11 protein-coding genes are annotated in these 14,902 nt (G+C 60.3%); all 11 read right to left on the bottom strand.

The genetic code is table 11. The annotated features are described in order from the left end of the window. Positions 1–147: 147 nt before the first annotated feature. Positions 148–1,461: a tRNA lysidine(34) synthetase TilS gene (gene tilS, locus J7302_RS21165; RefSeq protein WP_215379363.1), complete on the bottom strand. Its 1,314-nt coding sequence runs from the start codon at positions 1,459–1,461 to the stop codon at positions 148–150. Positions 1,462–1,539: 78 nt separating this feature from the next. Beyond that, the gene (gene accA, locus J7302_RS21160; protein ID WP_215379224.1) at positions 1,540–2,490 is read right to left on the bottom strand and encodes an acetyl-CoA carboxylase carboxyl transferase subunit alpha; all 951 of its coding nucleotides are present in this window, start codon (positions 2,488–2,490) and stop codon (positions 1,540–1,542) included. Positions 2,491–2,616: 126 nt separating this feature from the next. Next, positions 2,617–6,141 carry a DNA polymerase III subunit alpha gene (dnaE, locus tag J7302_RS21155; RefSeq protein WP_215379220.1) on the bottom strand — a complete coding sequence of 1,175 codons (3,525 nt, stop codon included), beginning with the start codon at positions 6,139–6,141 and terminating at the stop codon, positions 2,617–2,619. Positions 6,142–6,267: 126 nt separating this feature from the next. Further along, positions 6,268–7,680: an alanine/glycine:cation symporter family protein gene (locus J7302_RS21150; protein WP_215379217.1), complete on the bottom strand. Its 1,413-nt coding sequence runs from the start codon at positions 7,678–7,680 to the stop codon at positions 6,268–6,270. Positions 7,681–7,889: 209 nt separating this feature from the next. After that, complete coding sequence (rnhB, locus tag J7302_RS21145; protein WP_215379213.1) at positions 7,890–8,492, bottom strand: ribonuclease HII; 603 nt, start codon at positions 8,490–8,492, stop codon at positions 7,890–7,892. Then, a complete protein-coding gene (gene lpxB / locus J7302_RS21140; protein ID WP_215379209.1) occupies positions 8,492–9,625 on the bottom strand; it encodes a lipid-A-disaccharide synthase in 1,134 nt (377 codons plus the stop codon). Before lpxB ends, rnhB begins: the two co-directional genes overlap by 1 nt. Before the next feature lie 3 nt (positions 9,626–9,628). Further along, the gene (gene lpxA / locus J7302_RS21135) at positions 9,629–10,405 is read right to left on the bottom strand and encodes an acyl-ACP--UDP-N-acetylglucosamine O-acyltransferase (protein ID WP_215379207.1); all 777 of its coding nucleotides are present in this window, start codon (positions 10,403–10,405) and stop codon (positions 9,629–9,631) included. Beyond that, entirely contained in the window at positions 10,402–10,842 is a 441-nt protein-coding gene (gene fabZ / locus J7302_RS21130) for a 3-hydroxyacyl-ACP dehydratase FabZ (RefSeq protein WP_215379205.1), read from the bottom strand. Before fabZ ends, lpxA begins: the two co-directional genes overlap by 4 nt. Before the next feature lie 48 nt (positions 10,843–10,890). Continuing rightward, complete coding sequence (gene lpxD, locus J7302_RS21125; protein WP_215379203.1) at positions 10,891–11,952, bottom strand: UDP-3-O-(3-hydroxymyristoyl)glucosamine N-acyltransferase; 1,062 nt, start codon at positions 11,950–11,952, stop codon at positions 10,891–10,893. Then, the gene (locus tag J7302_RS21120; RefSeq protein WP_215379200.1) at positions 11,952–12,455 is read right to left on the bottom strand and encodes an OmpH family outer membrane protein; all 504 of its coding nucleotides are present in this window, start codon (positions 12,453–12,455) and stop codon (positions 11,952–11,954) included. Before J7302_RS21120 ends, lpxD begins: the two co-directional genes overlap by 1 nt. 49 nt (positions 12,456–12,504) lie before the next feature. Then, a complete protein-coding gene (gene bamA / locus J7302_RS21115; RefSeq protein ID WP_215379197.1) occupies positions 12,505–14,856 on the bottom strand; it encodes an outer membrane protein assembly factor BamA in 2,352 nt (783 codons plus the stop codon). Positions 14,857–14,902: the final 46 nt, after the last annotated feature.

The following is a 14,902-nucleotide window of genomic DNA, read 5'->3' as shown; positions in this document are numbered from 1 at the left end:
CGGAAAGCCGCCGGGGAAAGCGTAGAAGGGCCAAGCCTTCAACCATGAACAGCGCCCCTGGGCGCCGTTTCAAAAGCAACAACCGCCGATCCTGAGGGAATCAGCGGAAGCGATGTTAAGACGGGAGCGTAGTCTACCGGAAAGACCCTACCAGCTCAAACCTTGCTCGTTCGTCGGCGGAGTCCAATGCAGGCGCCATGCTCCATCGTGCGGACCATCGAGCCCCGGCAGGTTGGCAACTGCCAGCAACCGGTCATCGCAGAGCAGCAGCGGCAATCGGCCGCGAACAAAACCCGGCAGACGCGCCTCGTTCAGCAGCCGCTTGAGGTCCCGACGACCGCGTCCCGTCATCTCAAACACCTCCCCGCCGCGGCGATAGGCAACCGCCTGGACACCAGCTGGCGCCGTCCCCAGAAATTCGAGTCGACCATTGCCAGGCAGCGTCAGCGGGCAGCTCGGATCCTTCCAGGAAAGACCTACCGGAGGGACGAGCCAAGGACCGGCCAGCCACCACAACCGCCCGTCGGCACGATGCAATTGGCCATCGGCCAGGCACCACACCGGCTGTGCATCCCGAGCTGCGTCGCGAAGATCTTCCCAACCAGACCAATGGTTACTGTCCGGAAGACGAGTCAATGGCGCCAACCAGTGACGAAGGGCGTTACGCTGACGGGCCGGACTCAACGCTTGCAGGGCAGATAGATCCAGCGAGGGCAAGTTCAGCCAAGGCAAAGGAGCACCTGCTGTTGCGGCCGCCAGGTCCAGTCGAGCGAGGTCCTCCAACAGGCTCTCCGCCTCGGCGAGATGCTCCGCACAACGCGCAATGTTCTGCGAGGCGGCCGGCCAATGCGCTTGCAAGGACGGCAGAATGGTCTGACGCAGGAAGTTGCGCGCAAAATGGGTATCCACGTTGCTCGGATCCTCCACCCAACTCAACCCCTCGGCACGGGCATAGGCCGCCAGTTCTTCGCGCGCGACCCCGAGCAATGGGCGAACCAGGTTCCCCCGACCGAGCGGACGGTTTGCCGCCATGCTCGCCAAGCCTCGCACACCAGCCCCACGCATTAATCGGAAGAGCAAGGTTTCGGCCTGATCATCGCGATGCTGAGCCATCAGGAGTACATCGCCCTCTTCCACTTTCTCAGCCAGGGCCGCGTAGCGCGCGTCACGCGCAGCTCGTTCCACACTGGCTCCAGTCCCCACGGTGACTCGCAGCACTTCAAGCGGGATGCCAAGCCGCTCACAGGCCTGCTGGCAATGTGTCGGCCAAGCGTCAGCGACAGCCTGCAGGCCGTGATGGACGTGGAATGCGGAGAGCGGCGGCAAGGTTTCGCGCTGGGCGATGCGCACCAACAGATGCAGGAGAACGGTGGAGTCGAGCCCGCCGGAGTAGGCCAGACGCCAGGCCGGTGCCTGACGCCAAGGTCCAAGTACTGAAAGAACGCGGGCTTCGAGGGACATCATCAGCAGCTCAGGCAGCGGAGAGAATCCTCAGCATAATGCCGAGGCAAGCAGTCCGTTGCCTGGCGCAGTGCGGGGTCAGGCGACCCCGTAGCTCATCAGGCGCTCATAGCGACGCGCCAACAGGTCGTCGGTACCCAGCTTCTGCAGGGATTTCAGCTGATCAGCGAGTTCCTTGCGGATCGAGCCGGCGGCAGCAGCCGGGTCACGATGGGCACCACCCAGTGGCTCGGCGATCACCTTATCGACAATTCCCAGCCCCTTCAGTCGCTCGGCGGTAATGCCCATGGCCTCAGCGGCGTCAGGCGCCTTCTCGGCGGTTTTCCACAGAATGGACGCACAGCCTTCCGGGGAAATTACCGAGTAGGTCGAGTACTGCAGCATGTTCAGACGGTCGCAGACGCCGATGGCCAGCGCCCCGCCGGAACCACCCTCACCGATCACGGTGGCGATGATAGGCGTCTTCAGGCGCGCCATGACACGCAGGTTCCATGCGATGGCTTCGCTCTGGCCACGCTCTTCGGCATCAATGCCTGGGTAGGCGCCGGGAGTATCAATGAAGGTCAGGATCGGCATCTTGAAGCGTTCGGCCATCTCCATCAGGCGGCACGCCTTGCGGTAGCCCTCAGGGCGCGGCATGCCGAAGTTGCGGCGAACCTTCTCGCGCACGTCACGACCCTTCTGGTGGCCGATGACCATCACTGGCTGGTCGTCCAGGCGAGCAACGCCACCGACGATAGCCGCATCATCGGAGAAATGACGATCGCCATGCAACTCGTCAAACTCGGTGAAGATGTGTTCGATGTAGTCGAGGGTGTACGGACGACGCGGATGGCGGGCCAGTTGGGCGATCTGCCAGCTGGACAAATTGCCGAAGATGCTCTCGGTGAGCGCACTGCTCTTTTCCTGCAGGCGAGAGATCTCATCGGTGATGTTCAGCGCGTTGTCGTTACCGACCAGACGCAGCTCCTCGATCTTGGCTTGCAGATCGGCGATGGGCTGTTCGAAATCTAGAAAGTTCGGGTTCATAGGCTTCCGTCGTGCGCTTGGGGCCAGGCGGCTGGTTCCATTTGGCGCCCTACCTTAAGGGATTGGGCGCGTGTGGGTCGAGATCAAATCGAAATCGGCTGAAGCGAGGGGAATTCCGCGTTCGCTTCAGCGGTAGTGCAGAAAGACGTTGTCGCGCCCAAACTGGTCACGCAATGCCTGAATCAATGTGTCAGCCGGATCGATGCGCCAGGCATCACCGAACTGCAACAAGGCACGAGCATCGCTGCCGCTGTACTCCAGGGTCAAGGGACAAGACCCACGGTGACGGCCACACAATTCGGCCAACCAACGCAGGCGGTCACCCTGCAGCATCGAGACATCCAGCTTCATGCGCAGGCTTTCCGCCAACCCGGTACGGGCCTCCTCCAGGCTCATGACCCGTTTGGCGCGCAGACGCAGCCCCCCCGAAAAGTCGTCATGACTGACCTCACCCTCCACCACCACCAGGGCATCGGTCTGCAGCAGGCCGTGGGCGGCATTGAACGCTTCGGCAAAAAGCGAAGCCTCGATACGGCCAGAGCGATCATCGAGGGTGATAAAGCCCATCTTGTCGCCTTTCTTGTTCTTCATGACCCGCAAGTTGACGATCAGACCGGCGATGGTCTGGGTGTCGCGCGCCGGTTTGAGCTCGACAATACGCTGGCGGGCGAAGCGACGAACCTCGCCTTCATACTCATCGATCGGATGACCGGTGAGATAGAGGCCGAGGGTGTCCTTCTCGCCTTTCAGGCGCTCTTTGAGGGAGAGCTCCTTGGCATTGCGATGATTGGCGTAGACATCTGCCTCCGGTTCGGCGAACAAGCCGCCGAACAGGTCCATATGGCCGCTGTCATGGCTGCGCGCGGTCTGTTCCGCAGCCTGGATCGCTTCTTCCATGGCAGCCAGCAGGACCGCTCGATTGCGGTCGACATTGGCCTGATAGGCCTTGGCTTCATCGCTGAAGTACGGACCGAGACGATCCAACGCCCCTCCCCGAATCAACGCCTCGAGGGTGCGTTTGTTGATGCGTTTGAGGTCAACGCGATTACAGAAGTCGAACAGGTCCTTGAATGGCCCGCCTTCGTTACGGCATTCGACGATGGCCTCCACCGGCCCTTCGCCCACGCCCTTGATGGCACCCAGGCCGTAGACGATTCGCCCATCACCGTCGACGGTGAACATGAAGTCGGAGTTGTTCACGTCCGGTGCGAGGATGCGCAGCTTCATGCTGCGGCACTCCTCGATCAGGGTCACCACCTTCTCGGTGTTGTGCATATCCGCCGAGAGCACCGCCGCCATGAAGGGCGATGGGAAGTGCGTCTTGAGCCAGGCCGTCTGATAGGACACCAGGCCGTAGGCCGCCGAGTGGGATTTGTTGAACCCGTAACCGGCAAACTTTTCCACCAGATCGAAGATGTTACCCGCTAGTTCGGCATCAATACCGTTACTGGCGCAACCTTCGATGAAGCCGCCGCGTTGCTTGGCCATCTCCTCCGGCTTCTTCTTACCCATGGCTCGGCGCAGCATGTCGGCCCCGCCGAGGGTATATCCGGCCATGACCTGGGCAATCTGCATCACCTGTTCCTGGTAAAGGATGATGCCGTAGGTGGGCGCCAGTACCGGCTTGAGGCCTTCGTACTGGTAATCCGGGTGCGGGTACGCCAGCTCGGCGCGGCCGTGCTTACGGTTGATGAAGTCGTCCACCATGCCCGATTGCAGCGGGCCGGGGCGGAACAGCGCCACCAGCGCGATAAGGTCTTCCAGGCAGTCGGGCTTCAGCTTCTTGATCAGCTCCTTCATGCCACGGGATTCGAGCTGGAATACTGCGGTGGTTTCTGCCTTCTGCAGAAGGTCGTAGGTCTTCTTGTCGTCCAGCGGGATGAAGTCGATGTTCAGCGGCTCAAGCCCCTTTCGAGCCTGCTCCCGGTTGATCGTCTCCATGGCCCACTTGATGATGGTCAGCGTTCGCAAGCCCAGGAAGTCGAACTTCACCAGACCGGCCGCCTCGACGTCATCCTTGTCGAACTGGGTCACCAGGCCGCCGCCCTCCTCGTCACAAGCGATGGGCGAGAAGTCGGTGAGCTTGGTGGGCGCGATCACCACACCACCGGCATGCTTGCCGGTGCCACGGGTGATGCCTTCCAGCTTAAGCGCCATGTCCCAGATTTCCTGGGCCTCTTCATCGACCTTGAGGAAGTCGCGGAGCATCTCCTCCTGCTCAAAGGCCTTTTCCAAGGTCATTCCCACTTCGAAGGGGATCATCTTGGACAGCTTGTCTGCCAGGCCGTAGGACTTGCCCTGAACACGTGCCACGTCGCGCACCACCGCCTTGGCAGCCATTGAGCCGAAGGTGATGATCTGGCTCACCGCATTGCGGCCATAGGCGTCGGCCACGTAATCGATCACCCGATCGCGACCGTCCATGCAGAAGTCGACGTCGAAGTCGGGCATGGATATCCGCTCAGGATTGAGGAAGCGCTCGAAGAGCAGGTCATAGGCCAGGGGGTCGAGGTCGGTAATCTTCAACACGTAGGCCACTAGCGACCCGGCGCCCGACCCCCGGCCCGGACCCACCGGCACGCCGTTGTTCTTCGCCCATTTGATGAAGTCCATCACGATGAGGAAGTAACCGGGGAAACCCATTTGGATGATGATGTCCAGCTCGAAGTTGAGGCGGTCGATATAGATCTGCCGTTTCTCTTCGTAGTTGGGCGTTGTTTCTTTCGGCCATAGCACCGCGAGGCGCTCTTCCAGGCCCTCGAAGGATACGTGCCGCAGGTAATCGTCGATGCCCATCCCGTTCGGAGTCGGAAAGTCAGGCAGGAAGTATTTGCCCAGTTGCACCTCGATGTTGCAGCGCTTGGCGATTTCTACAGTGTTTTCCAGCGCTTCCGGAATGTCGCTGAACAGCTCCCACATTTCTTCAGGAGACTTGAGGTACTGCTGGTCAGAATAGGTGCGCGGACGACGCGGGTCGTCGAGCGCACGCCCCTCGCCAATGCAGACGCGGGTCTCATGTGCCTCGAAATCACCCTGTTTGATGAAGCGCACGTCGTTGGTCGCCACCAGCGCGGCACCGCAGCGATCGGCAAGCGCAACGGCCGCATGCACGTGCTCTTCATCATTCACCCGCGCTGTACGCTGCAACTCCAGATAGAAGCGGTCGGGAAAAACAGCCTGCCACTCGGCGAGCAGCGCCTCGGCAGTGGCCGAGTCGCCATTCAGCAGGGCCATGCCGATCTCCCCTTCCTTGGCGCCAGACATGGCAATCAGCCCCTCCGCCGCCTCCTTCACCCAGTCGCGCTGGATGATCACCAAGTCATTGCTCTGGCCTTCAGTCCAGCCACGGGAGACCAGCTCAGTCAGGTTGCGGTAGCCCTTGGCATTCATCGCCAACAGGGTCATACGACTCAGCGGGCCGTCTTCCTCTCGACTGGCCAGCCAGATGTCGGCCCCACAGATGGGCTTGATGCCCCCTCCCATGGAGGTCTTGTAGAACTTCACCAGCGAGCACATGTTGCTCTGGTCAGTGACCGCTACCGCCGGCATGCCTGCACCGGCCACGGCCTTGACCAGCGGCTTTACCCGCACCAGGCCATCGACCAGGGAGTATTCGGTATGCAGACGCAGATGGACGAAGGAAACAGTCATGGAAGTCCTATGCAAAACGCGAAAACGACAGGGCCCGGATTGTACCGGGCCCTCGTGCAAAGCTACAGGTTTGGCGTCATCGACAGGCAGTCGGATTGCCCCGGTTGGCGCCGGTGACGTCCAGGATCAGTGTTTCTTGTCCCAGACACCCGGCTCGAGTTTGGCCTGGATCTCCGGGTATTGGCTGGCATCGAAGGTCGGCAGCTTGCCGGCCTTGCGCTGGGCGTTGTAGTCCTTGGCCAGCTTGAAGGCCAACTTGGACAGCAGCAGGATCGCAATCAGGTTGGTGATCGCCATCAAACCCATGGAGACATCGGCGAGGCTCCAGACGAAGGGCAGCGAAGCCATCGCACCGAACATGACCATTCCCAACACCGCGAGCCGGAAAACCAGCAGCCCAGCAGGGTGATTGTGCTCAAGGAACACCAGGCAGTTCTCAGCGTAGAAATAGTTGGCGACGATCGACGTGAAGGCGAAGAACAGGATGATCACGGCCAGGAAGTACTTGCCCCAGTCACCGACCTGGCTGGTCATCGCGTTCTGCACCAGGGTGATGCCTTCACCCGGCTGCGGGCCTGCCAGCAAGATGATCGCCGCGGAGGCCGTGCAGATCATCAGTGTGTCGATGAATACGCCCGCCATCTGCACATAGCCCTGGGAGGCCGGGTGAGGTGGGTAAGGAGTAGCCGACGCGGCCGCATTAGGCGCCGAGCCCATACCGGCTTCGTTGGAGAACAGGCCACGCTTGAAGCCGTTCATTACCGCTGCCGCAACACCGCCGGCTGCGGCCTCATGCAGCCCGAATGCACTCTTGACGATCAGCGCCAGGATGCGCGGAATCTCGGTGATGTTGATCAGGATCAGCACGACGGCGAGCAGTAAGTAAGCCACCGCCATGAAAGGCACCGCCAACTCGGAGAATCGTGCAATAGAGCGCAGGCCGCCGAAGATGATCAGGGCAGTGACGATCACCAGAGCCACGCCACTGATCCAGATCGGCACATCGAAAGCGCCCTGCATTGCACCACTGATGGTATTGGCCTGCACGGAGTTGAATACAAAGCCGAAGGCGAGGATCAGGAAGATCGAGAAGAGAATGCCCATCCAGCGTGCACCCAGCCCCTTCTCCATGTAGTAGGCCGGACCGCCACGGAACTGGCCGTTGTCGTCACGGATCTTGAACAGCTGGGCCAGGGTCGCCTCGACGAAGCCTGTTGCCATTCCGATCATCGCGATCATCCACATCCAGAAGACTGCACCTGGGCCACCCAGCGTGATGGCTACAGCAACACCTGCGACGTTACCGGTGCCGACACGTGCAGCCAAAGAAGTACACAGCGCCTGGAACGAGGAGATACCCGCCTCGTCGGACTGGCGGCTGCCTTTCAGTACGGTGAAGGTATGGCCAAAATGGAGAAACTGGATCAAGCCCAGGCGCAGCGTGAAGTACAGGCCACTGACTACGAGCAGCCAGATCAGCACCTTGCCCCAGATTAGGCCATTGAGAAAATCGACTGCCAGATTCGCAATCTCTTGCATGGGGAGCTCCCTCTACCGCTTGTGGCGGTTTGTTGGTGTAGGCCCATCTGGGACAGGCCGGCGGGACCGCCGCAGAGAGATAGCTCGTGAGGCGGCGGACGAATTCCTGCGGCCACGTGGGCTGCAAAAAAAGGGCGGCACTTTCCGCTAAACGAGCAGGCAATTCAAGTTGAAATTCGCCAGGCGCTGTTGAGAAATCGACGCTGAAGCTAGCGAGGGGCGTCCAGCAGGTCCCTGACCGGCCCGAAGGAGCGCCGATGGATCGGCGTCGGGCCCAGGCGCCTCAGCGCCTCGAGATGAACTGCCGTGGGATAACCCTTGTGACCAGCGATCCCATAGCCCGGATAAAGCGAATCGAGCTCCTGCATCTCCCGATCACGACTCACTTTGGCCAGAATGGAGGCGGCAGCAATAGCCGGCACCTGGCTGTCACCCTTGACCACCGGCGCGCTTGGAACCGCGAGTTTGGGGCAACGGTTTCCATCGATCAGTGCCATCCTGGGAGTGACCGAGAGCCCTTCCACGGCCCGTTGCATCGCCAGCATCGTCGCATGCAGGATGTTGAGACGATCAATCTCCTCCACCTCGGCGCGGGCGATACACCAGGCCAATGCCTTCTCTCGAATTTCATCGAACAACGCTTCGCGGCGTGTTTCGGAGAGTTTCTTCGAGTCATTGAGCCCGGCAATAGGCCGAGCAGGGTCGAGAATCACCGCGGCAGTGACCACTGGACCACAAAGAGGGCCACGCCCGACTTCGTCGACACCTGCGACCAACTCTTCCACCAGGCTGAAATCCAGTCCGAGTTGCATCAGCGAGCTCCTACCAACTTCAGAATGGCGTCAGCAGCCTGGCGCGATGCGTCCTGGCGAAGCGTCCGATGGATTGCATCGAAGCCCTCAGTCTGGACCCCACCGCCTTCAAGCAACGCTCCCATCGCCCCGGACAGTGCTTCCGGCGTAGCAGCATCCTGTAGTAGTTCAGGGACCAGCAGGCGCTGGGCCAGGAGGTTCGGAAGCGATACGAACGGGCTCTTCACCAACCGCTTGAGAATGCGATAGGTGAGTGGCGCTACCCGGTAGGCAACTACCATGGGGCGTTTGTATAGCAGCGCCTCGAGCGTCGCAGTCCCGGAAGCAATCAGTACCGCATCGCAAGCGGCCAGCGCTTCATGGGAACGGCCATCGAGCAACGTCAACGCAAGATCGCGACCGGCCAGCATGGCCTCTACTTGGGCGCGTCGTTCTGGCGATGCGCATGGCAATACGAACTGGACCCCAGGACGCATCGAGCGCAAGCGCTCGGCCGCGTCCAGGAACAGCTCGCCAAGCTTGGCCACTTCCCCTCCACGGCTTCCAGGCATCAGCGCTACCACCGGCGACTCGCCGGGCAGGCCTAGCGCACGGCGAGCTGCCAGTCGATCGGTCTCAAGCGGGATGGCATCGGCCAGCGGGTGCCCGACGAACCGGACTGGCACGCCTTGCTCTTCGTAGAAGCGCGCCTCGAAGGGAAACAGGGTGAGCATCAGATCACAGCCCTTGCGAATCTTCAGGACACGCTTCTGCCGCCACGCCCAGACCGACGGGCTGACGTAGTGGACCGTCTTGATACCGGCGTGGCGCAGCTTCAGCTCGACACCCAGATTGAAGTCGGGCGCATCGATGCCGATGAACACATCCGGCCGCGCTTCGATAAGGGTAGTGATCAGCCGCTTACGGCGCGCAAGCAGCTCAGGAAGGCGACCGAGCACCTCCACCAAGCCCATCACGGACAAGCGCTCCATCGGGAAATAGGGCTCCAGGCCTTCAGCCTGCATTCGCCCCCCCCCAACCCCGATGAACTCGACATCGGGATGCTGAACCTTGAGGGCCTGCATCAGGGTGGAGCCAAGTATGTCGCCGGACGCCTCGCCGGCAACTAGCGCGACGCGCAATCTGGATGCCATGGCTTAGCGGGTGATGCCGCGAGTGGAGGCCTGGATCGAGTCCCGGAATACAGCCACTTCCGGATACTGCGCGGACGTCTCGGCAAGCTCGGCCAGTGCCTGCTCAACCGTGAGCCCCTGGCGGTAAACCACCTTGTATGCACGGCGCAAGGCCTGGATCGCCTCGGTACTAAAACCTCTACGGCGCATGCCCTCGAAGTTCATGCTGCGTGCTTCGGCCGGATTGCCGAATACAGTGACATAGGCCGGCACATCCTTGCCGATAGCGGTGCCCATGCCGGAAAAGCTGTGGGCGCCGATGCGGCAGAACTGATGCACCAGCGTGTAGCCGGACAGGATCGCCCAGTCATCGACATGCACATGGCCGGCGAGCGCCGTATTGTTGACCAGGATGCAGTGATTGGCGATGACACTGTCATGGCCGATGTGAACATAGGCCATCAGCAGGTTGTGATCGCCGATCGTGGTTTCAGCGCGGTCCTGCACGGTGCCGCGGTGAATGGTCACGCCCTCACGGATCACATTGTGATCACCGATCACCAGCCGGGTGCGCTCACCCTTGTACTTCAGGTCAGGCGTGTCCTCGCCAACAGAAGAAAACTGGAAAATCCGGTTGTACCTGCCGATGCGGGTCGGCCCCTTGATGACGACATGAGGACCGACCACGGTACCCTCGCCGATTTCCACATCGGGTCCAATGATCGACCAGGGGCCGACCTGAACGTCATCCGCCAGCTTGGCCGACGGATCGATAATGGCGCGAGGGTCAATCAAACTCATAGTTTGCGTTCCGCACAGATGATCTCTGCCGAGCAGACTTCCTTGCTGTCCACGCTGGCACGGCAGTCGAACTTCCAGATGCCGCGCTTGACGCTGATGAACTGCGCTTCGAGGATCAACTGGTCACCCGGCAGCACCGGCTGGCGGAAGCGCAGCTTGTCGGAGCCCACGAAGTAGTAAAGCGTCCCGTCAGCCGGCTTGACGTCCAGCATCTTGAATCCAAGGATGCCGGCGGCCTGAGCCATTGCTTCGATGATCAACACACCCGGCATGATCGGATGCTGCGGGAAATGCCCATTGAAGAACGGCTCATTGATGCTGACATTCTTGTAGGCGCGAATGCGCTTGCCTTCAACATCAAGGTCCACCACCCGGTCCACCAAGAGGAAGGGGTAGCGGTGCGGCAGGTATTCGCGAATCTCGTTGATGTCCATCATGTTCCTGGAGCCTTCTGAATGGATTTGGGATGCACGGCGCTGCGTGGATCACGCATCTGATGGAGCATCCCCGCCCGGGGTCACTGCCTCCAGGCGTTTTTCCAGTTGTTGCAGACGACGCGCCATGTCGTCCAACTGGCGAATACGGGCAGCGCTCTTCTTCCATTCCGCAGCGGGTTGCATCGCGGTACCGGAAGAGTAGGCACCCGGTTCGGTGATAGAACGGGTCACCATTGTCATGCCGGTGACGAATACGCCATCACAGACTTCGATGTGCCCGACCATGCCGACGCCGCCGGCAATCATACAATTGCGGCCGATCTTGGTGCTGCCGGAAATGCCGACACAACCTGCCATCGCGGTGTTGTCACCGACCTGCACGTTGTGAGCGATCATGATCTGGTTGTCCAACTTCACCCCGTTACCGATCAGGGTGTCAGCCAGTGCGCCGCGATCGATGGTGGTGTTGGCACCAATCTCCACATCATCGCCAATGCTCACGCCACCAATCTGGGCGATTTTCTGCCAGACGCCCTTCTCGCTGGCAAAGCCGAAGCCTTCGCCTCCAATGACCGCGCCGGATTGAATCACCACACGCTTGCCGATCTTCACATCGTGGTAGAGCGTCACCCGTGGCGCCAACCAGCCGCCCTCGCCGATCACGCTGCGAGCACCAACGAAGCAATGGGCGCCCAGCGCCACGCCCGCACCAATCTGCGCGCCTGATTCGATCACCACATAGGCACCGATGCAGGCAGACGGATCGACGTGGGCGTCCTTCGCGATCAATGCAGTGGCATGAACCCCCGGCTGGGCCTTTGGCTTGCGATCGAACAGATGGGAAAGCTGCGCGTAGGCCAGGTAAGGGTTCGCAACCACCAACGCACTACCCGCATAGCTCTCGGCATCAGCCTCGGTCAGCAACACAGCTGACGCCCTGGTACTGGCGAGGTACTTGCGGTACTGGGGGTTGGCAAGGAAGGTCAGCTCACCGGCACTCGCCTCCTGGAGGGTTGCCAGTCCAGTGATGACCGTTTCTTCGGCACCACGCAGCGTGGCACCAAGTAGCCCGGCCAACTGGCCGAGCGTGAACGCCGGGGTACTCATCATCAACGCAGCTGGTTCATGCGCTCGATGACTTGGCGAGTGATGTCGTATTGCGGTTTGACGTCAACCACAGCACCACGCTCAAGCACCAGATCGTAGCTGCCCTTCTTCAGGACTTCCTCGACCGCCTTGTCCAGTTTCGGCTTGAGCTGCTTGAGCATGTCACGGTCGGCAACGGCCTTGGCTTCGTTCAGCTCCTTGGACTGGAACTGGAAGTCACGGGCCTTCTGCTTGAACTCGAGCTCCAAGCGCTCACGCTCCGCCTGCGGCATCTTGTCACCACCGCTCACCAGGCGGTCCTGGATGCGTTTGGCGTCGCTTTCGAGCGTTTTCAGCTTGTTCAGTTGCGGACCAAACTTCTTCTCGGCATCAACCGCGTACTTCTTCGCGGAATCGGATTCGAGCAGCGCCATCTGGTAGTTCAGTACCGCGATCTTCATCTCGGCAAATACCGGGGTCGCCATCAACGCAGCGGCAACCAGAACGAATTGAGTCAACTTACGCACGATGCACTCCCGCAACAAAAACTGTTGTCTTCAAGCAATAGTCAAACGATTAGAAAGTCTGGCCCAAGGAGAACTGGAACACTTGGGTATCGGCATTGTCCGGCTTCTTGACCGGCATACCCAAGCTGAAGCTCAACGGTCCCAGCGCGGTAATCCAGGTCAGGCCTACACCCACGGAACTGGCAAGGTCACTCGCATTGATGCTGTTACAGTTGGTCGCGGTCGACGAACAACTGGTATCGAACACGTTACCCACATCCCAGAAGACCACGGAACGCAATTGACGCTGATCTTTGACGAACGGCAGCGGGAACAGCAACTCCACCCCGCCCTGGACCAACACGTTACCACCAAACGGCAGCGGGTCCTGGTCAGGGTCGAAAGCTGTACCAGGCTTCGTGCCGGTGCTCGGTGTACTACGCGGGCCAAGGCTGCTGTCCTCGAAACCGCGTACGGAGTTGAAACCACCCGCGAAGTAATGCTCATAGAACGGCAGTTCGGAGGTCGAGCCATAGCTGTCGCCGTAGCCCAACTCGGTGTGCCAGCGCAGCGCAGTGTTCTGGGTCAGCGGAGTGAACAACTGGCCACGGTAGTCGAGCTTGAAGAACGACAGGTCACTACCTGGGATCGTGCTTTCAAGAACCAGGCTCTGGGAGTAACCACGGTTGGCAAGCACGCCACGGTTCAGCGTCGAATCGGACCAGCCGACAGACGCCTTGAAGTTGGTGTAGCTGTCACCTTCCTGTTCGATGAAATCGAAGATTTCATCGACGGTGTAGATGCCGGTATTGATGTCGTCCTGCTGCACGGTAAGGCCATAGGTCAAGCGAGCAGTCTCGCTGATCGGATAACCAATGCTGACACCGGCCCCCAGGCTGTCCACCGCATAACTGGACACGTCGACGTCGAGGTCGTCGTAGTCGGTGCTGCGATAGAAAGCGTTGTAGCCCAGACTGACGCCGTCTGCAGTCCAGTAGGGATCGACGAAGCCGAAGTTGTATCGGGTCTGGTACTCGCTACGGGTCAGACCAATGCTGACCTTGTTGCCGGTACCGAGGAAGTTGTTCTGGCTGATCGATCCACCCAGGATCAGGCCGGCGCTCTGGGCGAAACCGACGCTGGCGGTGATGGAACCGGACGGCTGCTCTTCCACCGTGTAATTGACGTCAACCTGATCGTCGGTGCCGGGCACCTGCGGGGTTTCAACGTTTACTTCCTTGAAGAAGCCCAGACGTTCCAGACGGGTCTTCGACTGGTCGATCAGGTAGGTCGAAGCCCAGCCGCCTTCCATCTGACGCATTTCACGACGCAGCACCTCGTCCTCGGACTTGGTGTTGCCTCGGAAGTTGATGCGATTGACATAGGCACGCTTGCCCGGGTCCACCATGAAGGTGACGGAAACGGTGTTGTCCTCGTCATGGGGCTCAGGCACGCCGTTGACGTTTGCGAAGGTATAGCCTTCGTTACCCAGGCGGCGGGTGATCAGCTCCGACGTAGTCGTCATCACCTTGCGCGAGAACACTTGCCCTTCCTGTACCAGCAGCAGGGACTTCACTTCTTCCTCCGGCACCTTCAGGTCGCCGGAAAGCTTGACCTCACGGATCGTGTATTTCTCACCCTCGTCGACGTTGACGGTGATGTAAACGTGCTTCTTGTCTGGGGTGATGGACACCTGGGTCGAGGAAATGTCCATATTGATGTAGCCGCGATCCAGGTAGTAGGAACGCAGACGCTCGAGGTCACCTGACAGCTTTTCGCGAGCGTACTTGTCGTCGTTCTTGAAGAACGACAGCCAGTTGGTGGTCTTGAGTTCGAACAGGTCGATCAGGTCCTCGTCGGGGAATACGGTATTGCCCACCACGTTGATGTGTTGGATAGCCGCGACGGAACCTTCATTGATGTTGATCTTCAGTGCAACGCGGTTGCGCGGCTGCGGGATCACCTCCGCCTCGATTCCTGCAGAGTAGCGACCCTGCGCCACATACTGGCGCTGCAACTCGTTCCGAACGCCTTCCAGAGTGGCGCGCTGGAAGATCTCCCCCTCAGCCAGGCCGGATTGCTTCAGGCCCTTGAGCAGGTCCTCGGTGGTAATTGCCTTGTTGCCTTCGATCTCGATGCTGGAGATGGAAGGACGCTCGACGACGCTGATGACCAGGACGTTGCCGTCACGGCCGAGCTGGATATCCTGGAAGAACCCGGTCTTGAACAGCGAACGGGTGGCTTCCACCAGGCGGCGATCATCCGCCTGTTCGCCAACGTTGAGCGGCAGGGCACCAAAGACGCTGCCGGCGGAGACACGCTGCAGGCCGTTGACGCGGATGTCGGAGATGGTGAAGGACTCGGCGTGAACCTCGGCGATCATGAGTGCGGCGAGCACCGCAGGTAGCAACAAGCGTTTCATGAAGTCCTTTTTTATTCCAACCGGTAATAAAGAATCTGCCGCACAA

This window comes from Metapseudomonas boanensis (assembly GCF_018704125.1).
Lineage (GTDB): Bacteria > Pseudomonadota > Gammaproteobacteria > Pseudomonadales > Pseudomonadaceae > Metapseudomonas > Metapseudomonas boanensis.
The sequence above is the reverse complement of the archived record's forward strand: the minus strand, read 5'-3'. Positions and strand labels throughout refer to the sequence as shown.

Excerpts from the sequence above, each read along its gene's own strand:
- J7302_RS21150 (WP_215379217.1), bottom strand. The coding sequence starts at position 7,680 with ATGCAAGAGATTGCGAATCTGGCAGTCGATTTTCTCAATGGCCTAATC.
- bamA (WP_215379197.1), bottom strand. The coding sequence starts at position 14,856 with ATGAAACGCTTGTTGCTACCTGCGGTGCTCGCCGCACTCATGATCGCC.
- lpxA (WP_215379207.1), bottom strand. The coding sequence starts at position 10,405 with ATGAGTTTGATTGACCCTCGCGCCATTATCGATCCGTCGGCCAAGCTG.
- tilS (WP_215379363.1), bottom strand. The coding sequence starts at position 1,461 with ATGTCCCTCGAAGCCCGCGTTCTTTCAGTACTTGGACCTTGGCGTCAG.
- fabZ (WP_215379205.1), bottom strand. The coding sequence starts at position 10,842 with ATGATGGACATCAACGAGATTCGCGAATACCTGCCGCACCGCTACCCC.
- rnhB (WP_215379213.1), bottom strand. The coding sequence starts at position 8,492 with ATGCAACTCGGACTGGATTTCAGCCTGGTGGAAGAGTTGGTCGCAGGT.
- dnaE (WP_215379220.1), bottom strand. The coding sequence starts at position 6,141 with ATGACTGTTTCCTTCGTCCATCTGCGTCTGCATACCGAATACTCCCTG.
- lpxD (WP_215379203.1), bottom strand. The coding sequence starts at position 11,952 with ATGATGAGTACCCCGGCGTTCACGCTCGGCCAGTTGGCCGGGCTACTT.
- lpxB (WP_215379209.1), bottom strand. The coding sequence starts at position 9,625 with ATGGCATCCAGATTGCGCGTCGCGCTAGTTGCCGGCGAGGCGTCCGGC.
- accA (WP_215379224.1), bottom strand. The coding sequence starts at position 2,490 with ATGAACCCGAACTTTCTAGATTTCGAACAGCCCATCGCCGATCTGCAA.